Genomic DNA, 21,541 nt, shown 5'->3' with positions numbered 1-21,541 from the left:
CAGTTCCGCTCCGGCGACATGACGCCAGAACAACTCATGCTCGATGGTCACAAACTGTTATAGCCAATACAGAGAAAACTGTATCTACTCTCTATGGTACAACTGTGTTGTAATTGAAAAAATATTGTCAGATTCTTGTTGAATCAGGAAAACATCCCTAAGCGTAACGGTGTTGATGATGGATGAAGTAAGACGTCTACTGACGGAAGAGATTGAACGCATTAACCGGGAAGAGAAGCGTGATAATAAAATACGTTTTAGCCTAAAATTTATGCGCTCACACCCCTACCTGTTCTCCGCAATGCTGATCAGCTACGTGCCTGTCGCGTTGATTTTATTGTATGCGACTTATTTTGGCCTGCCCTACCTGATTGGCTTCACGGGGTTTATGCTCGTCATGTCCGTGGCGCTTTCGGTCGACATCAACCCTAAATATCGCTTCGAAGATATAGACGTACTGGACTTACGTGTTTGCTATAACGGCGAGTGGTTTACCACACGTCAAATCTCACATGACACCGTAACGAAACTGCTAAGCAATGAACATGTTGCACCGGAAGTCAAAACCGGAATAACAAAAATCCAATCCACAAAAGGAGAAGTGGGTTTTTACGACGTTTTTTCTCTCGCTTATCTTAGAAAAGCCGCAATATAACGTGTGGCGTGTGAGCCATTAACCTATCTGCTTCCCGGCAGAAAGTGCATGCCATTCATTCTATCTACTGAGTGGCTGTCCACAATGCCCCGCACTAACCGTTAACCCCGATGTGGTGATACGCTCTTACCCTATTATCCATCACGGCAAAGACAGGTGTGCTATGGCAAAGTTCGAGCAATTGGCTCGCCAGATGCGAAAGCAACTTCAGGAGGGGATCTGGCAACCGGGTGACAAACTTCCGTCGCTGCGAGAAAAGTCGATTCACTCTGGTATGAGTCTGATGACGGTGCTACGCGCCTACCAATTGTTAGAAAGTCAGGGGCTACTTATCTCGCGCCCACAGTCCGGGTACTATGCTGCACCACAGTTAGCCGCACCGCCGCTGGATAGCGCCTCCGTCTCAAGCACGCAGGCACGAGTGGAATTGACGGAGGATGTTGATGTTAATGCATTTATTTTTGATGTGCTTCAAGCCAGCAAGGCTCCCTCTGTCGTTCCTTTTGGCTCTGCATTCCCCGATCCACATCTTTTTCCTCAACGGCAATTAACCCGCTCTTTGGCTTCAGTCGCGCGCCACATGCAGCCACGAAATGCCCTGGATAATCTCCCTCCCGGCAACGAGCAGCTAAGAAAACACATTGCTCAGCGCTACGCATTACAGGGTATTGCCGTTTCACCCGATGAAATCGTTATTACCGCCGGCGCGATGGAGTCACTCAATTTGAGCCTTCAGGCACTGACAGAACCGGGAGATTATGTCGCTATCGAATCGCCAGCCTTTTATGGTGCGTTACAGGCCATCGAACGCTTTAAGCTTAAGGCGATTGCGATATCCACCGATCCACAACACGGCATCGATCTTGATGCACTGCATCAGGCATTGAGTAACTATCCCATCAAAGCCTGCTGGCTGATGACCAATTTTCATAACCCACTCGGCTGCACACTGTCATGGGAAAATAAACAACGGCTAGTGGCAATGTTGGAAAAATATGGCGTGGGATTGGTTGAAGATGATGTTTACGGTGAACTGTACGCTGGCGTACAGCGGCCGTTACCCGCGAAGGCATTAGACAGCAAAGGTTTGATTCTGCACTGTTCTTCATTTTCCAAAAACCTGATGGCAGGGTTCCGAATCGGTTGGGTGGCAGCCGGTCACCACGCCAAGAGTATCCAACGCCTACAACTGATGAGCACGCTGTCTGCCAGTGCCCCCATGCAGTTAGCTATCGCTGAATACCTTGCAACGAGCAGCTATGACAGCCACCTGCGCCGCCTTCGCAAAACATTAGAACAACGTAAAAATGCGGCTTTCCAATCGCTCCAGCGACATCTTCCTTATGATGTGACTATTTTCCCTTCCCGCGGTGGCTATTTCCTTTGGCTGGAATTACCTCCCGGTCTCAGCAGCACAGCGCTTTACTGGCAAGCGTTAGAGAAAGGGATCAGTATCGCGCCCGGAAAAATGTTCACGACCGGTGACAAGTACGATCGCCATTTTCGGTTGAATGTTTCCTATGAATGGGATGAGCGCTGCGAGCAAAGCGTAAAGGTATTAGCAGCTCTCATTCAGCAACAAATCAAAGCCAGGCGCAGTATGAAAATATAAACTGTAATGCGTGATCTCATAAATCTGCTCACACAACGTCGCGACAACATTGTGTTTGAGCAGATTTATCGTTTACCCCGTCAATAAACATAACGATGGCATTATTTCAGCAGCCACTTAGCCTGTCCGTGCATCATAGGCTCATAGTACGCCGTTCTCCGCATCCTGATGATCTAACGCCAGCGCAGTAATTAGCGAAAAGGCACAGGCCAGCATCGTTCCAAGTATCCAGGCGAAATACCACATACTTACTCTCCTTAAAATATTAGTAAGCAGAATGCTTATTTTCTTCGATATAACGCGCATCAATCCGCCCGAACATCTTGTAATAACACCAACTGGTGTAGAGCAGAATGGCAGGAACAAAAATGTAGGCCAATATTGTCATAACCTGAAGCGTCAGTTGGCTCGACGTGGCATCCCAAATCGTCAGGCTAACGTTAGGTGCAATGCTTGAAGGCATCACGAAGGGAAATAACGTGATTCCTGCCGTCAGGATCACACTGGCAATCGTCAATGATGAGGTGAGGAAACCCCAACCACAGCGGTTTACGCGTGACAGCAGCATGGTTAGCCAAGGCAGAATCACCCCCAGCGCCGGGATCGCCCACAGTACAGGATACGTTTTAAAGTTGATTAACCAGGCCCCCGCTTGCTGAACCACCTCTTTGCGCAACGGATCGGATGGGGCGGCTTTATCTAACGTAGAGGTAATCACGTAACCATCAATGCCCATGATGACCCAAACACCTGCCAGTAAAAATGCGATGCTGGTCAGCACGCTAGCAACCTGAGTGGTTTTTTGTGCGCGGGCCTGAAGTGTCTGCGTGGTACGCAGTTGCAGATAAATCGCACCGTGCGTGATAAGCATCGCTACGCTCACTAATCCCGCCAACACGCCAAAAGGGTTAAGCAGATCGAAAAAGCCACCGTGATAAGTCAGCCGCAGATACTTATCCACGTTCAACGGTACACCCTGTAAGAGATTGCCAAAGGCGATACCGAACACCAGCGCAGGGACGGCGCTGCCAATAAAAATGCCCCAGTCCCACAGCCCACGCCAACGGGCGTTTTCCAGCTTGGAACGATAATCAAAGCCAAGCGGACGCAAGAACAACGCCGCCAGCACCAGAATCATCGCAAAATAGAACCCGGAAAAAGCAGCGGCATACACCATCGGCCAAGCGGCGAACAGTGCCCCCGCACCGGTAATCAACCAAACCTGGTTACCATCCCAGTGTGGGGCAATGACGTTAATCATTATCCGCCGCTCAATATCGTTTTTGCCCAGGATGCGCAGCAAAATACCCACCCCCATGTCGAAACCATCGGTAATGGCGAAGCCGATAAACAAAAGGCCAATCAATCCCCACCAAATCAGGCGCAATGTTTCGTAATCCAGCATGATTGAAGCTCCTGTTAACCGTTAATCTGTGTAGCGGATGATTGCTCAAAGTGGTAACGGCCCGTTTTTAAGCTACTGGGTCCCAATCGGGCAAACTTGAACATCAGGTAGGTTTCTGCCACCAAAAACAGCGTATACAACCCACAAATCAGCCCCATCGACAGCAGAATGTCGTAGGCTTCAAGCGACGAATTGGCCACTGCGGTAGGTAACACTTCACCAACCGCCCACGGCTGACGGCCGTACTCAGCAACGAACCAGCCGGATTCAATCGCGATCCACGGCAATGGAATGCCGTACAGGGCCACACGGTGTAAGCCTCGCCCCTGCCCGATGCGACCACGGATCACACGCCAGAATGACAATCCAAAAATGGCAAGCATCAACACACCACAGCCCACCATCACCCTAAAAGCGATATACAGCGGTGCGACGCGGGGAATAGAATCGTTGACGGCCTGCTGGATCTGGCTTTCGCTGGCATTGGCGACGTCATCGGTATAACGCTTGAGCAACATGCCATAGCCAAGGTCGTGTTTAGCCGTATCAAAGCGGGCCCGAACCGAAGGATCGGTGTTGCCTGCACGCAGCGTCTCCAGCATCCCATAGGCCAACATACCGTTACGGATGCGAATCTCATGTTGTGCCATCAGATCTTTGATACCGACAACCGGCTTATCGAGTGAACGGGTCGCGATCAGCCCCAGAAGATAAGGAATATGGACAGCGAAATCGTTCTGCATTGTCTCTTGGTTAGGAATAGCAAACAGCGTAAAAGACGCAGGCGCAGGTTGGGTTTCCCATTCAGCTTCGATGGCAGCCAGCTTAGTTTTCTGCACATCCCCCATCACGTAACCGGACTCATCCCCGAGCACAATGACCGACAGCACAGAAGCCAGTCCGAAGCTGGCCGCAATGGCAAATGAGCGCTTGGCAAAGGGAATATCGCGCCCCTTGAGCAGATAATAGGAACTGATCCCCAACACAAACATCGCGCCTGCGGTGTAGCCAGCCGCCACGGTGTGCACGAATTTCACCTGAGCGACAGGGTTCAACACCAGCTCGGAAAAACTCAGCATTTCCATACGCATGGTTTCATAATTAAACGCTGCCGCCACCGGATTTTGCATCCATCCGTTGGCAACCAAAATCCACAGCGCTGAAAAATTGGAACCCAGTGCGACAAACCAGGTCACCAGCATATGCTGAACTTTACTCAACCGATCCCAACCAAAAAAGAACAGACCGATGAGGGTGGACTCGAGGAAGAAGGCCATCAGCCCTTCCATCGCCAAAGGCGCACCAAAAATATCGCCCACGTAGTGGGAGTAATAGGACCAGTTAGTCCCAAACTGAAACTCCAGTGTCAGTCCGGTAGCAACCCCCAAGGCAAAATTGATGGCAAACAACTTGCCCCAAAATTTAGTCATGTCCTTATAGATTTGTTTGCCGGTTAACACATAGGTGGTGTTCATAATGGCCAACAGAAAGGACAATCCCAATGTCAACGGGACGAATAAAAAGTGATACATAGCCGTCAGGGCGAATTGCAACCGAGACAGTTCAACAACATCAAACATGGTAGACTCCTTGCGTGGTATGAAAAATCACACCATGCGGCTATTCCGCGTGTGAGCCGGAATAAATAAGCGATGAATTAAAACAATAAAATGCCGTTCCGGCGGACAGCGTGGCAGCCGGAATGTTTCGCATAGCAGAGATAAAAATTAATAGGTAATGGTTCGGAAAAGGATTATAGCGCGCAAAAAAAGAGGAATAAATAGTACAGTTAAGTCATAAACACACATACCTAATCCACATCAAATTTAGAATCAAACACTAACAAACATTAATACCAAGATAAATACAATAAAAAAACATGATTTTTTAGCATTAAAAACCAAATTTAATTAATTTCACTTTTTTAACCCTTCGATTATTGGTACAGATTAACCCCAGTAAAATATAACAGTTACTTTTTGTATTAATTTTATGAACGTGATCTATTTTTATGGGACGAAGAGGGCTTTTATTCCCATCTCAGAATAACCGTAGTACCCTTTGAATAAATTCAGAATGACGCTTTCGATGGACAATCTCCGCTTCACGCGTAGCGTTCTTTCCAACCACAGGCACAAGGCAGAAAATAATGTCAGAGAAAACGCCACATCGCTTAAATAAACCGGGAGGAAACTACCTACCGGTGATAATTCACAACGGTATTGCTTACGTTAGCGGTCAATTGCCTCGTCGGGGTGATGCACTGCTCTGCACGGGGAAAGTGGGCGCGGAGGTGGATCTCTCGATGGCCCAAGAGGCAGCGGCTTTCTGCGCGGACCTGTGTCTGGAGGCGATATCGCACACGCTCGGTGGCGATGACAAGATTGTGCAGGTACTGAAAGTTGTAGGCTACATTGCTTCTGCCCCCGGCTTTACGCAACAATCCCAAGTGATGAATGGTGCATCCGATCGTCTGGTTGAACGCCTTGGGGCTCGGGGACAACATGCGCGGACCTCCGTGGGGGTAGCAGAACTGCCTCGCGGAGCCCCGGTTGAACTTGACATGGTGGTTGCCATTCAGTCATAGGCATACGGCACATGCCAAAAAACGTGGTAACCCTAACCCTAGTGTATTTGGCAGCACCATCAAACGACGCTAGCACACTCACCATCAAGGCCAAATACTGACTCATTCAAGGCTCATTTTTTGTCTGTAATAAAATACGATGAGGTTCACACTTCTGATAGCCGAGTTTTTACCGATGAGAAAAATACTTAGGGGGAGGAACGCCGGGTTTACCACACGTAAGTCGCAGAGAATAAAAAAGCAGGTGCCGAGATCGACATCTGCTTTTTTAACGTTACCAAAGTGAGGCGTCACTCACTGTCGTCGCATCACAGCCTCATGCTGTCGTATTGATATTACGACCTACCGCCGGGTTAGCAGGCAACTGAGGAATCGACTCAATCAAACCGAGCGCCGCAGAAGCTTGATTATCCAACGCTTTCTTGAACACAAGGGTGCTGGCTTCATTACGTGTTTGCATGTCATTGAGGCTGGTAGCCAGCGCTGCAATCTGCGAAACATCCATAACATTCTCCTGAAAAATGAAGTAATTACTCTCGGAGATAACAACAGCTTTTTGCCTCAGTGAGGCAAAAAGCTGCTAAGCGTAATATCGGCACGCTTCAGGCAAAGCTTATCATGTTTACTTTTCTATACGTTGCAGCAACCGATGCATACGCCGCATTATCCCCACGTTCACCGCCAATATGGTTGCCCACCGCGTTTAACAGACAACAAGCAGATTAGCGTTGCTGGCAGGCCAACTTGGAGTGTACCGAACTGATTAAGTAGACGTGCTTCATCAACATTTCAAATTTAACAACATCATTTTCTCCTACCAAAGGAATGGTATCATCGGGGGCATTGTCATTAATGTGTTTATCTACAGAGAAATTACGTACTTTTAGATGGTTACCATTCCACTGCGGATCAAAACTGAAGGTTCGACGCAGTGTTTTAACCACATTATCGCTCCCTACATAAACACCACTGACGAGCACCAACGCGCGATCCTTATCATTCAAATACATATACACATCATACTCTTTTCGAACCATCTCACCCCTTTCAACGCCCGATACTTTTACTTTTCCCTGACATACCAGTGGATTAGGGATTCTGTTTCCCCAAAAAAAGAAGGTAACATACGCTAAAGAGAAAAAGGCCAGAATGCCGAGCATGAGTGCTATTTTTTTTCTAATTTTAATAATTAACATAAGTCACACACTCTTTCCCGTCCTGCTTACAGGTAATAATGATCTCATGCCGCTTGTCCAGAGCATCAGGAATAACGAGCTTTTTAGATAGAAAAAACAGCATATTGTTGGAGCATAAACTTTCTACGGTATTATCAGAAAGCGTATCATCCTCATCGGTCAAACGGTCATAGAGATAGTACATATCGCATTTCCCGTTCCCATCCAACTTTAACGTACTTCGGACAGGGAAATAGGTCTCCTTTGCTGCGATCATGTTAAAACCTGCCAGAAATAGTGCAGCAATACTGAACAGGCTTAATCCCCACCGAAAAAAATGCCTTTGCCTCTTTTTAGGCTGGACAAAAGAACGCTTAGGCACGGCGAGTGAACCGGCGGGATCATCGGTTTCAATCGCTTCCGGCAATGCGTTATCTTTTCTATTACTTTCAATGATATTGACATCGCTAATATTAAAAATAATACCTGACTTAGGTACCGTGACAATCGCATCATCCAGATCGAACTCACGAAGCACTTTTCTCAGCAAAGAGACATAATTGTTCAGATTATTAATGGAAGGTGATAGCGCATGTTTCTCTAACGCTTCACGCATCAACAACTCACGACTGAGCAACGTGCCTGGATTCGCTATCAATGTCTCAAACAACCGCGAGACAGGAATACTCAGCGATACCGCCTCATTTTCTCGAGCCTGCCATGACAATGTTCGTTCGTATGAATCGAATATAATTAATTGATTAATAAAATAGATCATGACAATCCTCTTAATGAAATGTCATTGCCATCAGCAGATAATCAGGCTGTATAACGACATCTTTTTAGTATTATATAATGCAATAGAAGACAAGTATCTTTCCTAGTTTTTCAAGATAAAATTATTACTTCTATTTTCCCATCAAGCGGAGATTTAAATTCGGCACAAGCAACAGAGGAAATTCTATTTTTACAGGATATGGAGCCACATCATTGTTGTCAAAGATTATTTACCCTACTGGCTAGGATCATACCCTAGCTATGTAAAATTATCTAATCACAATGAATAAGATAAGAATTCTTTAATTATTTTTACATAACCCCCTCTATAAAAAACGCTTAGCGCCATTTTCCTCAAGAAACCTGACAACACAAAACCATCCCTAACCGCGACAAAAACCAAAAAACAAGAATAAAAACCTAAATAAATTTATATAATCAGAATATTATCTATATTTAACTAAAATAGTTATTATGTTGTACTTATCAAAGATCTCGCCTTATTATTTGTACCGTCATTTTTGCTTTGCCGCATAAACGGTTTTCTCACAACATAATTTATTATTGTGTTTTTAAGCCAAAACAGATTAACAAGGTATGGAAATATTTTATGAAATTAATTAAAGCCGCACTGGCTTCGGCCATCGCCATGACTTTTATTCTTAGTGCTAATGCTGCCGATACACATAATGGCACAGTGACATTCAAGGGGAAAATCATTGATACGCCGTGCTCTGTCGATCAGGATGACTTACAGCAGACCGTTGAGTTTGGTGAAATCAGCAAAGCCGTTCTGGAGAATGGCGGTACCTCTGACATTAAATCATTTAATATCGAGTTAAAAGATTGCAGCCTCGATACAGCCACAACGGCAAAAATCGTTTTTAATGGCGGTACCGCCGCAGGCACCAACAGTGAATTACTGGCATTGAACGGCGATGCATCTGGCGCAGGTATTGCCGTTAAATATTCAGGAAGCAAAATCAAGTTTGATGGTGCTACTCCGGCAGTCAGTGCTTCTCCACTGTCAAACGGTAATAATACGTTCTCTTTCTCTACCTATGTAGAAAAGCTTCCTACGCCGCAGTCAGGCACAGCAGTTGATATCACTACCGGTGAATTTATCAGTACAGCAAACTTTGTTGTGTCTTATCAGTAACGGTACGTAATTAGGGAAACAATGGCACGGACGCCGCTTTGAACAATGTCATTGTGGAGAAATAGGGTGAGCAGGTTTTTTTTATACCGTGAGATTTATTTCATTCTATTTTGCGTCCCTGTTTATTCTCATGCCGAATGGAATGAGCATAGAGGTGATGTAACTTTTGGGGGAAGCATTACGGCAACCCCTTGTTTCCTCTCTAATGAATCTATCTATCAACGCATTGATTTTGGACAGATCAGTACCCGTTCACTGATCCCGTCGCTCTCAGCAAAGAGAATGGTAGAAATAAAGCTATTAGGCTGTTCTCTCGCGGCAGAAAAAGACATTAACAAATCGGGAAGCAGTGCAAAAATTACTTTCCTCGGTCAACAGAGTCAGCAAAACCCACAATTATGGGCTGTTTCTGGTGAAGCGTCAGGTATTGCATTACAGCTTTTGACAGAAACAAATACGCCCATTCCTTACGGTAGTGAAGGCAGCGACTTTCAATTGATTGAAGGTGATAATACGCTTCGCTTTGCTGTAAAACTTATTGCCAATATGGACCAAATAACCGTCGGTGAGTTTTACTCCATTATCAACTTCACAATCTCTTATCACTGATATTTCGCATGTCTTATCAAACTATCGGCCTAACAATTATGTTAAAAACACTGACCAGCATAGATAAGAAGTGTGTTTTATTACGTTTTGGCATTTCTCTTTTTTCGTTGAGTGTTTCAGCAGTGCATGCAACAGAATTTAATATTAACGTATTGGACGTGGATGAACGTCAAAAAATTGACCTGAGCCACTTTTCCGACCCGGATTATGTCACTCCGGGAGAATATCTGCTGGCCATCAGGATCAATGCCCGCGAAATTCAGCAAACCAAGGTACACTTTCTGCCATCGGGACCCAATAATAACAAACCAACAGCCTGTATCACGCCTGAAATTGCTAACAAACTGGCCTTAACAAAAGAAGCCAGTCGCATGATCGTTTTATGGAATAACAATGAATGTGCCGACCTTACGCCGATTGCTGGCGTAAAAATATCTAATCGCATCGGAATGGGCGATTTGGATATCACCATTCCGCAAGCCTGGCTACGGTACAGTGACACCAATTGGACACCGCCTGAGCAATGGGATGAAGGCATCAATGGTGTATTGCTGGACTATAATGTGGTCGGAACCGCGCGGCGTAATACCAATAATATGGGCTCAGACCGTTATCTGAGCAGCTATGGTACGGCAGGGTTCAATCTGGGAGCCTGGCGTTATCGCGCGGATTATCGCTATTTCCGGCAGCAATCTCGAACGACAGAGCGAGATCAGTTCTCTTGGGATCAATTCTACGCGTATCGTCCATTGCCGATGATGTCTGCGGACCTGCGGCTGGGTGAAATGTTTTCAGGCAGTAATCTGTTCGATAGCTACCGCTTCACCGGGATTGCCCTAGAAAATAATGAAAACATGTTACCACCGGCAATGCGTGGCTATGCGCCTGAAATTCGCGGGGTTGCTCGCTCCAACGCCCGGGTCACTGTCACCCAGAATGGACGCGTGATTCATGAGACCACCGTTCCTGCTGGTCCTTTCGCGATTCAGAGCCTCAGAAGCGGTATCAGCGGCACGCTGAATGTTGAAGTCACAGAGGAAGATGGCTCGGTTTCACGTTTTCAAACGGAAGCCGCCAACCTGCCCTACCTGACACGGCCTGGCCATGTGCAATATAAACTGTCAGCGGGGCGGCCATCGAATAACGATCACCATTTTGAGGGCCCGGCGTTCTCTTCCGCAGAGGCCTCGTGGGGTCTCAGCAGTTCCTGGTCAGTGTACGGGGGCACACTGCTCTCTGACAGCTATCAATCCTGGGCCGCAGGCGTGGGGAAAAATCTCTATTTGCTGGGGGCGCTCACGGCTGATGTTACTCAGTCACGCGCCACGCTGGAGCAGGCTCCCTCGACGCTGATGGGGCACTCTTTTTCTGTGAACTGGTCCAAATTCTTTGACAGCATCGAGAGTCAGGTGAGCTTCGCTGGCTATCGTTTTTCTGAAAGAACGTTTATGAGCATGCCTCAGTTCTTGTCAGCGCTGAATTATGACCACACGTTGTACAGTGAAAAAGAGCGCTATAGCATAACGGTATCGAAAAACTTTTCCGCAGAGAATAACACATCGCTGCTGAGCGGTATGTCTACCTACCTGACGTATAGCCATAGCACCTTTTGGAATGCTTCTGAGCAAGATCGCTATGGCGTTTCGTTAAATAAATATTTTGATTTCGGAGACATAAAAGGCATTTCCGCCAACCTGTCTGCCTATAAAACCACGTATAACCAGCGTACAGATGACAGCGTTTATCTGAGTTTCTCCATTCCCTTACGGGACAAAGAGCGCGTGAGCTATAGCGCGGGCAGTTTCAACAGCGATGTTAATCAAACTCTGACGTACACCAATAACCGTGCGTCGGACAGTAACTGGAATCTGAGTACGCGCTATAACGACCAGGAAAACACCTACCTTAGCGGAAATTACAACTACCTGGCCTCAACAACCGATGCCAGCGTCAGCGCAGCCTGGCAGCAAAATCGGTACACCTTTCTGAGCGGTTCATTGCGCGGAGGGGTTACAGCCACCCAACACGGCGTAGCGGCGCATCCGAAAGGGAATAATGGCGGAACCCGTATCATGGTGGATACGGACGGTCAGCCCGATGTACCTTTTGCCCAAAGTCGAGTCACCACTAACCGAGCGGGACTCGCCGTCATTGCCAACACCAGTAGCTATTATGACGTTTCCACGCGAATCGATGTGCAAAAATTACCCAAAAATATCGAAGCGACCACCAACGTGGTTCAGGGCACGCTCACCGAAGGTGCCATTGGCTACCGGAAATTTACGGTAGTCAGCGGCGCAAAAATACTCGCCAGCATTATGTTGGAAAATGGCAAATCGCCGCCCTTTGCCTCTCGCATCAAAAACGGCAAAGGCCGTGATGTCGCCATGGTATCCGATCAGGGTCAAGCTTATATCACTGGCGTCTCTGAGAATGAAATACTCTCCGTCTTTTGGGAGGGTAAAGCCCAGTGCCAGGTAACGCTACCGGCCACACTCAGCTATTTAGATCAACTATTACTGCCTTGCAAATAAAACAAGCACAGCTATTCATTTGCGTTTTTTGGAGAACAAACATGAAGCTATTTACCCCCCTTCGAATCATAGGGTTGTTTATCAGCACAATGCTGACAGCGCCCGTCGCCAACAGTGCTATCAACCTTGATCGCACGCGTGTCATTTTTAACGAGAATGAGCAATCCACGACGGTCATGCTCTCAAACCAAAATGTAGAGAATCCTTTTCTGGCACAATCCTGGTTAACGGATGAGAACCGCAACAAGATTTCTACACCATTATTGGTGCTTCCGGCATTACAACGTATCGAGCCCAAAGGGCACAGTTTGATCAGTCTGGTAAAAACGGGCCAATTGGCACAGTTACCGAAAGACAGGGAATCGCTGTTTTATTTAAACGTGCGGGAAATTCCCCCAAAACCAGAAAAAGCTAACGTATTGCAAATTGCGATTCAGTCGGAAATAAAAGTTTTTTTCCGCCCGCAACAGATAACCCCGGCAAAAGGTGAAATCTGGCAAAACAAGCTGACAATTACCAAGTCCGGTAAGCAGTTCAGGATTGAGAACCCTACGCCCTATTACATTACGGTCAGCAATATTTTACAGCAGTCCAAAAATACCCATCAGAACCCGACGCGCTTGTTGGCGGGTAATGCCTTTATGGTTTCCCCGAAAGGCAGTATTGATGTAGACGTAACGGACAACAAGGCGAATCAATTTTTCCTGTATTACGTTAATGATTACGGTGGTCATTTGGAATTGTCGTTTACCTGCACACAAAACCGTTGTCAGCCCGTCACGTTGTGATGCGGTGATTGATGACACCCCGTTTAATTCGAATACGATACATAGAGGACTGGCCTATGCCTTTTCTAACGCCCCATCATCGCGCACTTATTTCAAGCGGCGGTTTGCTGCTGCTCAGTGCGTTCTCATTTAATGCTAATGCACTAGAGTGCCGTTTAGGCACCACTACCGGTTCGGTTAATGACTACGAAGGTGTCGGGACATTAAAAATTCCAGCCACCTTACCAATAGGTAGCCGTCTGTGGACATCGCAAAGTTATACCCGCAACCTTGCCTGCTGGGCCTATAGAAGCTCACAACCTAGCGGTGAAATGTCTTACTTTTACCCTAACCCTGAAGGGAAAGTCATTGGTGACGGTATCGGTATCGGGATTATCTATAACGGTCAGGACCTCGGTATTATCACCAATGGCGGTTCCACTGCGTCCCGCATCGCCACGGGAAACTGGGTCGCTCCGGGGCCATCCGGAACCAGTCCGCCCGCCAATCCCACCATGCTGAACGCCACGGTACAACTCTATCTGGAAAAAACCGGGAATATCACTAACGCCAACGCCGGGGTTGACGGGCTAAAGGTCTTTCAGATTGATGGCGTGGGGGGAATAAATAATAAACCGGACAGTAACTACGGTCTCACGCTCTCAGGCTTGCACGGTATTGAAGTGATGCAATGCTCCGCGAATATTACCGTCTCCCCCGAAGCTTACGTCGATTTTAAAACCGTAAGGTCATGGAATGATGCCAACACAGGGGTCGTGGCCCAGTACGTATTTTACATTCACGCCTCAACGGATGGTGGAGAAGATTGCGGAAGAGGCTTTAATTTGAACATTAATTTCGATGCGGCAGCACAGGGAAATACACTGGTCGGGCTTGACGGGATGGATATGGGAAATGGCTCGACGCTGAAAATTGAAGATCAATATACGGCGAGCAATGTGGCGTTCAACCAATTTATTCCGTTTATCAGCCAACTCACGTCCGCGAACGGCGTTGTAGAGCGCGCTTACACGGCACGTTTATATGCCTCTGGCCCCGCGGTTATCGGTGATACAGAGAAAAATATCATTCTGCGTTTTAACTATTATTGACCGATGCTGCACGTTTACGGCAACGTTTTATCAAGAGGATAAAAATGAACATCTACGCTATTCGGCTAGCACCACTGTGCGCATTCTGCCTACCCGCGTTGACGTCAGCCATGGTAGTGGGGGTTGTACCATCCAACCTGACTGATGCTACCGTGACCTTCCACGTACAGGTGGTCAGTTCTCCCTGTAACTTTCAAGACAATACTGAGATTGTTGTTGAAATGGGTGAAACCTCCACACGCACACTCCAAACCCAGCGGTATGGGGACTGGCACACCTTCACCCTTGGTTTTACTGAATGCAATATCGACACCTTTCAAAATATCGCCATTCAGTTTTTAGGCACCGAAGACACGCACCTTCCCGGTCGCCTAGCACTGGATAGCGGTTCGGGAGCCAAAGGCGCAGCGATTGGTATCTATTACGGCAATAATCTCCTTGCCATCAACAACAACTCAGCGTGGATCCCCTTGCAGGTTGGTGATAATACCCTTCCCTTTTCGGCCCGGATTGAAAGAACGGCAGACGATACACTGCAATCCGGTGACTACACAGCAACAGCACACTTCAAGCTAATTTATCTCTGAACAGGGAGTGGTCGCGCACCAGAACCGAGCAATGACAACAAAACGTCACATCAGTGATGAAAATCACAAACCCCATTGATCGAGAAACAAAATAAAAACATTTCATTGGCAAATATTTAACATTTTAATAAATGTCTTAAAGTTATTTCTAAAGAGTCCGTTGTTAACTAAACGTAGGGCTGTTTGGAGATATCATCATGAGAGCATGGTTTTTGTGTGGCGCACTTCTGTCATGGGCGGGTTTTTCACTGCCCACCGCGATGGCCTCTTCCGCCATCAATACCGGCGTTATTCATATCGTCGGTACTATTGTTGAACCCCCTTGTGATATTTCAACACAATCACAGCAAGTAACGGCACAGTGTTTTCGGCAAGGACAACAACATACGCTCACCCTCGCGACGCTCACACAACAGAAGGCATTGCCTCAGGGCGTGGGCTACATTGCCCCCTTATCCTTAAGCGAAACAGTTAAAGTAGTGGTGATCAGTTACCAATAGCGGCAGACGAGCGTCTACCGCAGACATGCCCTTTATCACGATACCGTCGCCCAAACGTGTGGCCTTAACCGGCCACACGCTCAGGAAAGAAATGAGATCCCTTGCTTAAGCACCAGATCGCACGCTTTAGTTTTGACTTTTTCAGCCAACGGCGTGCTGCCGATATTATTGAGGTTTAGTGCCTGCCCATCCTTAGTCTGCAACATCCCAGCCATTCCCTGGGTGTAATCCGTCTGCTTCTGTTTTTCGGCGCTGTTCAGCCCCAATTTATCGAGCAATTTGTCTTTAATATTTTCAGTGTTGGTGGCGGAAACCAGCTTCTGCTTGATGCAGTACTGCAAAATGCCCGCGGCATTACCCATAGTGCCCGCGCTCAATGCCTGCGTCCCTCCCCCGAGCAAGCCGGTTAAATTCGTGGTTGAGCCGCCGTTTTGCCCAAGCTGGCTGGCAGCGCTGGACAGGGTATCCTGCCAGTTGGCAGCCTGAAGGTTTCCGGTCATTAACAGGCTGGAAAAAACGGTGCAGTACAGGGTGCGATTAATCAGATTCATCACGCGGTCGCTCTGGTTCATGAAAACGGGTTTATGAAACGGGTTTAATAAAGCAGGTTCAATAAAAAAGGAGATACACTGCCGGGCAGTATACCTCCTCTTTAGCGTGGCAACATCAATGGTTGCCGAGCATTTTTTGTTACAGCACGATATTACCGACCATAAAACCAAATGCCACGGACAATGCAATCGTTAACACCCCCGGCACCAGAAACGCATGGTTAAAAACATACTTGCCGATGCGGGTTGAACCGGTGTCATCCATTTCTACCGCCGCCAGCAAGGTGGGGTAGGTTGGCAGAACAAACAGCGCCGATACCGCAGCAAAAGAAGCCACCACCGTTACCGGTGAAACACCAAGCACCAAGGCAGCAGGCAGTAATGCTTTCGCCGTCGCCGCCTGGGAATAGAGCAGCATCGATGCAAAGAACAACACCACGGCCAGCATCCAGGGATAGCCTTGCAGCAACGCGCCTGCGGTGCTCTGGATATCATTGATGTGCGCTTTGACAAAGGTATCCCCCAACCAGGCAACGCCCATGACGCACACACAAGCACTCATACCCGATTTAAAAGTGCTGGCAGACAGCACTTTGCTGGTATCAATTTTACAGGTGATGGCAATGAGCGTCGCGATGGTCAGCATGAACACCACAATAGCTTCGTTACGCGGCAGCACGGGGTTAGCAATCAACTTCACCGTGTCACTGATTGCCGTGGCGTAACCAACAACGGCAATAATCCCAAGCAGGAACAGCAGCACCGACAGTTTCGCCCCCGGCTTGATCTCCAACGCACTGGCGGCACGCACTGACACTTCGCCATTTTTAAGCCGCTGTTGATAGACTTCATCATCTTTCAGTTCTTTACCCAGAAAGTTGGTGACAACCGCCGTCAACAGCACCGCTGCGAGCGTTGTGGGGATGCATATTCCCAACAGCATCAGATAGCTTACTCCGTGCGGTTCCAGAATACCGGCGGCAAAAACCACTGCCGCAGAAATCGGTGAAGCGGTGATAGCCACCTGGGAAGCGACAACGGCGATGGAGAGCGGACGCGATGGACGAATCCCCTGCTCTTTTGCCACTTCCGCAATCACGGGCAACGTTGAAAATGCGGTATGCCCGGTGCCCGCCAGCAGCGTCATAAAATAGGTGACCAACGGCGCGAGGAAGGTGACATATTTAGGCTGACGGCGTAACAGTTTTTCCGCCAGACTGACCAGATAATCCATGCCTCCCGCTACCTGCATGGCAGCGATAGCAGCAATGACCGCCATAATGATTTCGATCACATCAAACGGGATGGCTCCCGGTTTGATGTGCAGACCAAGCGTCAGCACCAGCACCCCTAACCCACCGGCAAAGCCGATACCGATGCTACCAAGACGAGATCCTAGATAAATGGCAAGCAGAACGACAAACAGTTCCACGACAAGCATACAATGCTCCTTAACGATGGTTAAAAGTCGTGCGATGGTATTGTTGTTATTATCTTTTTTTATGAGTGGACATCAGGCACAGGGCGAACCTGTGCCTGCGGTTAATCAATGGGAGAGTTAGACGTTTTCGTCGGTATAACGCTTCGCTTTGTAGGCCGGATGCATCAGGTTTTGCGTGGAGAAAATGTCATCCAGTTCGCTTTCGGTCAGCAAGCCACGCTCCAGTACCACTTCACGCACGCTCTTGCCCGTTTCGGCGCAAATCTTACCGACAATGTCACCATTGTGGTGGCCGATAAACGGGTTGAGGTAGGTGACAATGCCGATGGAGTTGAAGACATAAGCTTCACAAACGGCTTTGTTGGCGGTGATGCCGTTGACACATTTTTCCAACAGGTTGTAGCAGGCGTTGGTGAGGATCTGGATGGATTCAAACATCGCCTGACCGATGACCGGTTCCATCACGTTGAGCTGCAACTGACCTGCTTCAGAGGCCATGGTGACGCAGGTATCGTTGCCGATCACCTTGAAGCACACCTGATTGACCACTTCCGGTACCACCGGATTGACCTTGGCCGGCATGATGGAAGAGCCTGCCTGCAATTCCGGCAGGTTGATTTCATTGAGGCCAGCGCGCGGACCGGAAGAGAGCAGCCTAAGGTCGTTACAGATCTTCGACATCTTCACCGCCAGGCGTTTCAGCGCACCGTGCACCATCACGTAAGCGCCGCAGTCGGAGGTGGCTTCGATCAAATCCTCAGCCGGCACGCACGGCAGACCGCTCACTTCAGCCAGACGCTGCACCGCAAGGTGCTGATACTCATCCGGCGTATTCAGCCGCGTGCCGATAGCCGTCGCGCCCAGGTTCACTTCCAACAGCAGCTCTGCGGTACGCAGCAGGTTTTTATTTTCTTCTTTCAGCAGGACGTAGAAAGCATGGAATTCCTGACCCAGCGTCATCGGCACCGCGTCCTGCAACTGGGTACGCCCCATCTTCAGGATGGTTTCGAATGCTTTGGCCTTGTGCTCAAAACCGTCAGCCAATTGAGTGATGGCCTCAACCAGTTTCAGGATGGAACTGTACACCGCAATACGGAAACCGGTGGGATAGGCATCGTTGGTGGACTGGCACTTGTTCAGATGATCGTTAGGGTTGAGGTACTGGTATTCGCCTTTGTTGTGGCCCATCAGTTCCAGGCCAATATTCGCCAGCACTTCGTTGGTGTTCATGTTTACTGAGGTGCCCGCACCGCCCTGATACACATCAACCGGGAACTGATCCATGCATTTGCCGTTGTTCAACACTTCATCGCAGGCGCGGATAATGGTATCGGCGATCGGGCGGGGAATGGTTTTCAATTCACGGTTTGCCAATGCAGCCGCTTTTTTAACCATCACCATCGCACGCACAAATTCAGGAATATCACTGATTTTATGATTACTGATATAAAAGTTCTCGATGGCACGCAACGTATGAATACCGTAATAGGCATCGGAGGAAACTTCGCGGGTACCCAACAGATCTTCTTCAATACGGATGTTATTTGACATAGTCACTATTCCTTTTTTAATTTCATGAACCGTTTTTATTTTGACCCACCGGTTCACGCTGCTTACAAATAGGGTCCATGGATTCACCGGCCAATAGCAGGCCGCACGATATTTATCAATATCGAGTAGTATTAATGTGTTGCGAACACGGTAATAAGTATTCCGAGCACGTTGTTTAGAATGCGTTATTAGGCCGTCACATTATTCAGGATATACAACGCACCACATCAGAGATGCGTATTTTATCTTTCTGTAATAACGCCTGGCGCTATTTAACTATTTTTTAATTTTAGCGAAAATATATTGTCCTTATTCTGACGTTTCATCAGTATTGATTGATACCAATTTTTCAATACCGCGATGCAGGCTTTCCAACTTAGGGATAAATACCGTTTCGATAATTTCACGCGTCACGTCACAGGCTTCCTGAACAAAGGCGCTATATTCATCACGATGCGCCAAAATATACAACGAACGCTTCATGTTCAACTGTTCGGGCATATGGGTCAGTACCTGGCGTGAATACGCTTCCGATTGTAAAAAGCTGATCGGTGTAGTCACCGCCCATCCTAAACCAGCGGCCACCATCGCCGTCAGGGTATCCGCATTATCAAACTCGAGCTGATTAGGAACACGGATATCAATCCGGCGCAGATAACGTTCAATCTGCATGCCAATCTGAGAGTTGCGGTTAAAACGTACCAGAGGCATGGTGGCCGAAAGTTCGCGAAGATCTTCAATCGTCCTGATACGTTTACGATAATCCGGTGGCGTGATGATGAAGTAGCCTTCAGAGAACAGGCGATAACGCACCACGCTGTCGCTGTCCATCAGCGGATCGCTGGTGACGATAAGATCCAGTTCACGTCGGATCAGCGCCTCCCCCTGCTGCGGACTCAGCCCGGTTCTGATTAGCAATTGCGATGAGCTGCTTAACAAGCGTTTGGTAAATACCGATCCACAAGTGATTGCAAAGGAATCCACCAGGCCGATACGCAGATCAGGTTTAATGCCCTTACCCGCTTCCAGCACTTGTGCTTTCAGGTTGGCAATCTCCTGCGTCAGCACCTCACCACGATTTTTCAGCGCAATGCCATACGGCGTCAGCACAAACGGACGACGCGTCCGGTTCACCAGCATCACGCCAAAGTCATCTTCCAACTGGCGAATGGTCTGCGACACGGCCGATGGCGTCAGCCCTAATCGGGAAGCGGCCGCTGTCATGCTTCCCTCTTCCGCTACGGTCACAAAAACCTGAACGGCATACATATCTATCGATTTATTGGCTGACATTGTTTTTTTAACCATTGAATATCGTCCGCGTTTTCATCACCGTCAATCCGGTTCAGCACGCGATGGACCTGACGTTCTTTCGCATTGGCGAGAGCCGCAGACCTTGTCACTGAGACCAGCTTAGAGAGCCGAGCATAGAAAAAATGTAAAACAAGTCACTGATTAATTTTTTCTTATAACTAGATTTAGCTACACTCAAGGTATCACATCGTGATAATTCACTGTAGTAATCGCATAATTCACTATTTTTTCTGCCACAATCAGCCTGAAACAGAGAGCAGGTCCTTGCGGCGATTCACGCTATCCTTGCGTCTTTTATAGAGATTTGCCCCAACGCTGCGTCAGGGCAAGGTGTGTGTAATGTGTATTGCACGTGTTATCGGCGGCAGATGCAAGGCCGATTTAAGGAACACAGGCATACGCCATGCGTTATCAAGGTGGGCAACCGCAGGAGAGTATGCAGTACCACTGCGGGCAGGTTATTTCACCTTGCGGTACTGGGGCTCACGCTGTTCTTGCGTTTGTTTGGCATCAATACTGCGTTCCGCCGTGGGGCGCAGCAGCAACCGGCGTAGGCCAATGGGTTCTCCGGTTTCGATACAGTAGCCATAGTCACCCATTTCGATACGGCGCAACGCATCATCGACCTTTGGCAGCAGACGACTTTCTCTGTCGATTTGTCTGAATAACATGCGTAATTCTTCTTCATGTGCCGCTTTGTCAACATCGTCACCACTGGTATCGTAGCGATAGATCTCTCCCTTCAGTTCCCCAATGTGCGCCAGAATAGTCTGCCGCTCCGTTTCCAACCGCCGACGGAAAAAATCCCGCTGAGCGCTATTCATATAGTCTGCTTCTGGCATAGCAAGCAGCGTTTGTTCATCAATAGGCTGCGTTGAATCGTTCATTCAGGCTCCTCATGCTGTTCTATCTCCACGCTGTGTAATCCATTCAACATCCACAGCAAGGTGCGCAAGCCACGCGCTAAATATGTTATAACATAACATTAATTATTTTGACTCTTTATGTAATAACAAATTCACCCTGCGCAAACTGTGTTCATTCACATAAAATAAGAAAATAGCCTCATAATTCACCCGTTTCGTCACTGATTCAGTGCTATCAGCGCTGAAAATGGTGCATAAACGCCTGCTGTAAGGAAAGCAGCGGGACGGATTGATGAGACTGCCCGGCATGAATAAAAAGCGAAACGTCGAGCTTATCGC

General features: G+C 48.0%; 21 protein-coding genes. 10 read left to right on the top strand and 11 right to left on the bottom strand.

The features are described from left to right. The first annotated feature begins 175 nt into the window (after positions 1-175). A complete protein-coding gene (locus J5224_RS13345) occupies positions 176-655 on the top strand; it encodes a YlaC family protein (RefSeq protein WP_319802440.1) in 480 nt (159 codons plus the stop codon). Between the two features lie 163 nt (positions 656-818). Further along, positions 819-2,267 (top strand): PLP-dependent aminotransferase family protein, encoded by a 1,449-nt coding sequence (locus J5224_RS13340; protein ID WP_264625840.1) that lies wholly within the window; start codon positions 819-821, stop codon positions 2,265-2,267. Between the two features lie 141 nt (positions 2,268-2,408). Here the strand turns inward: J5224_RS13340 and cydX are convergent, their stop codons facing one another. The 3 genes from cydX to cydA are packed head-to-tail and all read right to left on the bottom strand — an operon-like array spanning position 2,409 to position 5,252. Further along, positions 2,409-2,513, bottom strand: a complete 105-nt coding sequence (gene cydX / locus J5224_RS13335; protein ID WP_264625839.1) for a cytochrome bd-I oxidase subunit CydX — start codon at positions 2,511-2,513, stop codon at positions 2,409-2,411. A 19-nt stretch (positions 2,514-2,532) separates the two neighbouring features. Next, complete coding sequence (gene cydB, locus J5224_RS13330) at positions 2,533-3,672, bottom strand: cytochrome d ubiquinol oxidase subunit II (RefSeq protein WP_264625838.1); 1,140 nt, start codon at positions 3,670-3,672, stop codon at positions 2,533-2,535. A gap of 14 nt (positions 3,673-3,686) precedes the next feature. Further along, complete coding sequence (gene cydA / locus J5224_RS13325) at positions 3,687-5,252, bottom strand: cytochrome ubiquinol oxidase subunit I (RefSeq protein ID WP_264625837.1); 1,566 nt, start codon at positions 5,250-5,252, stop codon at positions 3,687-3,689. A gap of 569 nt (positions 5,253-5,821) precedes the next feature. On the opposite strand from cydA, the gene J5224_RS13320 reads away from it, so the two are divergent. After that, positions 5,822-6,259: a RidA family protein gene (locus J5224_RS13320; RefSeq protein WP_264625836.1), complete on the top strand. Its 438-nt coding sequence runs from the start codon at positions 5,822-5,824 to the stop codon at positions 6,257-6,259. A 316-nt stretch (positions 6,260-6,575) separates the two neighbouring features. Here the strand turns inward: J5224_RS13320 and J5224_RS13315 are convergent, their stop codons facing one another. The 3 genes from J5224_RS13315 to J5224_RS13305 all read right to left on the bottom strand — a co-directional run bounded on the left by J5224_RS13315 (position 6,576) and on the right by J5224_RS13305 (position 8,212). Then, positions 6,576-6,764 carry a YjfB family protein gene (locus J5224_RS13315; RefSeq protein WP_264625835.1) on the bottom strand — a complete coding sequence of 63 codons (189 nt, stop codon included), beginning with the start codon at positions 6,762-6,764 and terminating at the stop codon, positions 6,576-6,578. 217 nt (positions 6,765-6,981) lie between these two features. After that, positions 6,982-7,455, bottom strand: a complete 474-nt coding sequence (locus J5224_RS13310; RefSeq protein WP_264625834.1) for a FidL — start codon at positions 7,453-7,455, stop codon at positions 6,982-6,984. Continuing rightward, positions 7,442-8,212 carry a winged helix-turn-helix domain-containing protein gene (locus J5224_RS13305; protein ID WP_264625833.1) on the bottom strand — a complete coding sequence of 257 codons (771 nt, stop codon included), beginning with the start codon at positions 8,210-8,212 and terminating at the stop codon, positions 7,442-7,444. Before J5224_RS13305 ends, J5224_RS13310 begins: the two co-directional genes overlap by 14 nt. 609 nt (positions 8,213-8,821) lie before the next feature. Between J5224_RS13305 and J5224_RS13300 the strand changes: the two genes are divergently transcribed. The 7 genes from J5224_RS13300 to J5224_RS13270 all read left to right on the top strand — a co-directional run bounded on the left by J5224_RS13300 (position 8,822) and on the right by J5224_RS13270 (position 15,479). Continuing rightward, positions 8,822-9,370, top strand: a complete 549-nt coding sequence (locus tag J5224_RS13300) for a fimbrial protein (RefSeq protein WP_264625832.1) — start codon at positions 8,822-8,824, stop codon at positions 9,368-9,370. Positions 9,371-9,436: 66 nt separating this feature from the next. Then, a complete protein-coding gene (locus J5224_RS13295; protein ID WP_264625831.1) occupies positions 9,437-9,979 on the top strand; it encodes a fimbrial protein in 543 nt (180 codons plus the stop codon). An 8-nt stretch (positions 9,980-9,987) separates the two neighbouring features. Next, complete coding sequence (locus J5224_RS13290) at positions 9,988-12,513, top strand: fimbria/pilus outer membrane usher protein (protein WP_264625830.1); 2,526 nt, start codon at positions 9,988-9,990, stop codon at positions 12,511-12,513. Positions 12,514-12,554: 41 nt separating this feature from the next. Next, positions 12,555-13,301, top strand: coding sequence for a molecular chaperone (locus tag J5224_RS13285; protein ID WP_264625829.1), 747 nt, complete (start codon positions 12,555-12,557; stop codon positions 13,299-13,301). Between the two features lie 56 nt (positions 13,302-13,357). Further along, a complete protein-coding gene (locus tag J5224_RS13280) occupies positions 13,358-14,392 on the top strand; it encodes a hypothetical protein (RefSeq protein ID WP_264625828.1) in 1,035 nt (344 codons plus the stop codon). Positions 14,393-14,436: 44 nt separating this feature from the next. Further along, positions 14,437-14,979, top strand: coding sequence for a fimbrial protein (locus tag J5224_RS13275; protein ID WP_264625827.1), 543 nt, complete (start codon positions 14,437-14,439; stop codon positions 14,977-14,979). 197 nt (positions 14,980-15,176) lie between these two features. Beyond that, positions 15,177-15,479, top strand: coding sequence for a type 1 fimbrial protein (locus J5224_RS13270; RefSeq protein WP_264625826.1), 303 nt, complete (start codon positions 15,177-15,179; stop codon positions 15,477-15,479). An 80-nt stretch (positions 15,480-15,559) separates the two neighbouring features. Here the strand turns inward: J5224_RS13270 and J5224_RS13265 are convergent, their stop codons facing one another. The 5 genes from J5224_RS13265 to J5224_RS13245 form a co-directional block, all read right to left on the bottom strand. Further along, entirely contained in the window at positions 15,560-16,030 is a 471-nt protein-coding gene (locus J5224_RS13265) for a DUF2501 domain-containing protein (protein ID WP_264625868.1), read from the bottom strand. Between the two features lie 139 nt (positions 16,031-16,169). Further along, the gene (locus tag J5224_RS13260; protein WP_264625825.1) at positions 16,170-17,471 is read right to left on the bottom strand and encodes an anaerobic C4-dicarboxylate transporter; all 1,302 of its coding nucleotides are present in this window, start codon (positions 17,469-17,471) and stop codon (positions 16,170-16,172) included. A 117-nt stretch (positions 17,472-17,588) separates the two neighbouring features. Further along, complete coding sequence (gene aspA / locus J5224_RS13255; protein WP_264625824.1) at positions 17,589-19,022, bottom strand: aspartate ammonia-lyase; 1,434 nt, start codon at positions 19,020-19,022, stop codon at positions 17,589-17,591. A gap of 309 nt (positions 19,023-19,331) precedes the next feature. After that, on the bottom strand, positions 19,332-20,330 hold the full coding sequence (locus tag J5224_RS13250) for a LysR family transcriptional regulator (protein WP_264625823.1): 999 nt from the start codon (positions 20,328-20,330) through the stop codon (positions 19,332-19,334). Between the two features lie 464 nt (positions 20,331-20,794). Next, the gene (locus J5224_RS13245) at positions 20,795-21,223 is read right to left on the bottom strand and encodes a TraR/DksA C4-type zinc finger protein (RefSeq protein ID WP_264625822.1); all 429 of its coding nucleotides are present in this window, start codon (positions 21,221-21,223) and stop codon (positions 20,795-20,797) included. Positions 21,224-21,541 lie beyond the last annotated feature (318 nt).

The organism is Candidatus Symbiopectobacterium sp. NZEC135, assembly GCF_025962695.1.
Note: the sequence above shows the minus strand (reverse complement) of the source record. Positions and strands in the feature narration are given on the sequence as shown.

Coding starts and splice junctions, on each gene's coding strand:
- J5224_RS13315 (WP_264625835.1), bottom strand. CDS start 6,764: ATGGATGTTTCGCAGATTGCAGCGCTGGCTACCAGCCTCAATGACATG.
- cydX (WP_264625839.1), bottom strand. CDS start 2,513: ATGTGGTATTTCGCCTGGATACTTGGAACGATGCTGGCCTGTGCCTTT.
- J5224_RS13290 (WP_264625830.1), top strand. CDS start 9,988: ATGTCTTATCAAACTATCGGCCTAACAATTATGTTAAAAACACTGACC.
- J5224_RS13270 (WP_264625826.1), top strand. CDS start 15,177: ATGAGAGCATGGTTTTTGTGTGGCGCACTTCTGTCATGGGCGGGTTTT.
- J5224_RS13310 (WP_264625834.1), bottom strand. CDS start 7,455: ATGTTAATTATTAAAATTAGAAAAAAAATAGCACTCATGCTCGGCATT.
- J5224_RS13285 (WP_264625829.1), top strand. CDS start 12,555: ATGAAGCTATTTACCCCCCTTCGAATCATAGGGTTGTTTATCAGCACA.
- J5224_RS13320 (WP_264625836.1), top strand. CDS start 5,822: ATGTCAGAGAAAACGCCACATCGCTTAAATAAACCGGGAGGAAACTAC.
- J5224_RS13345 (WP_319802440.1), top strand. CDS start 176: ATGATGGATGAAGTAAGACGTCTACTGACGGAAGAGATTGAACGCATT.
- cydB (WP_264625838.1), bottom strand. CDS start 3,672: ATGCTGGATTACGAAACATTGCGCCTGATTTGGTGGGGATTGATTGGC.
- J5224_RS13260 (WP_264625825.1), bottom strand. CDS start 17,471: ATGCTTGTCGTGGAACTGTTTGTCGTTCTGCTTGCCATTTATCTAGGA.
- J5224_RS13250 (WP_264625823.1), bottom strand. CDS start 20,330: ATGGTTAAAAAAACAATGTCAGCCAATAAATCGATAGATATGTATGCC.
- J5224_RS13340 (WP_264625840.1), top strand. CDS start 819: ATGGCAAAGTTCGAGCAATTGGCTCGCCAGATGCGAAAGCAACTTCAG.
- aspA (WP_264625824.1), bottom strand. CDS start 19,022: ATGTCAAATAACATCCGTATTGAAGAAGATCTGTTGGGTACCCGCGAA.
- J5224_RS13280 (WP_264625828.1), top strand. CDS start 13,358: ATGCCTTTTCTAACGCCCCATCATCGCGCACTTATTTCAAGCGGCGGT.
- cydA (WP_264625837.1), bottom strand. CDS start 5,252: ATGTTTGATGTTGTTGAACTGTCTCGGTTGCAATTCGCCCTGACGGCT.
- J5224_RS13265 (WP_264625868.1), bottom strand. CDS start 16,030: ATGAATCTGATTAATCGCACCCTGTACTGCACCGTTTTTTCCAGCCTG.
- J5224_RS13275 (WP_264625827.1), top strand. CDS start 14,437: ATGAACATCTACGCTATTCGGCTAGCACCACTGTGCGCATTCTGCCTA.
- J5224_RS13300 (WP_264625832.1), top strand. CDS start 8,822: ATGAAATTAATTAAAGCCGCACTGGCTTCGGCCATCGCCATGACTTTT.
- J5224_RS13305 (WP_264625833.1), bottom strand. CDS start 8,212: ATGATCTATTTTATTAATCAATTAATTATATTCGATTCATACGAACGA.
- J5224_RS13245 (WP_264625822.1), bottom strand. CDS start 21,223: ATGAACGATTCAACGCAGCCTATTGATGAACAAACGCTGCTTGCTATG.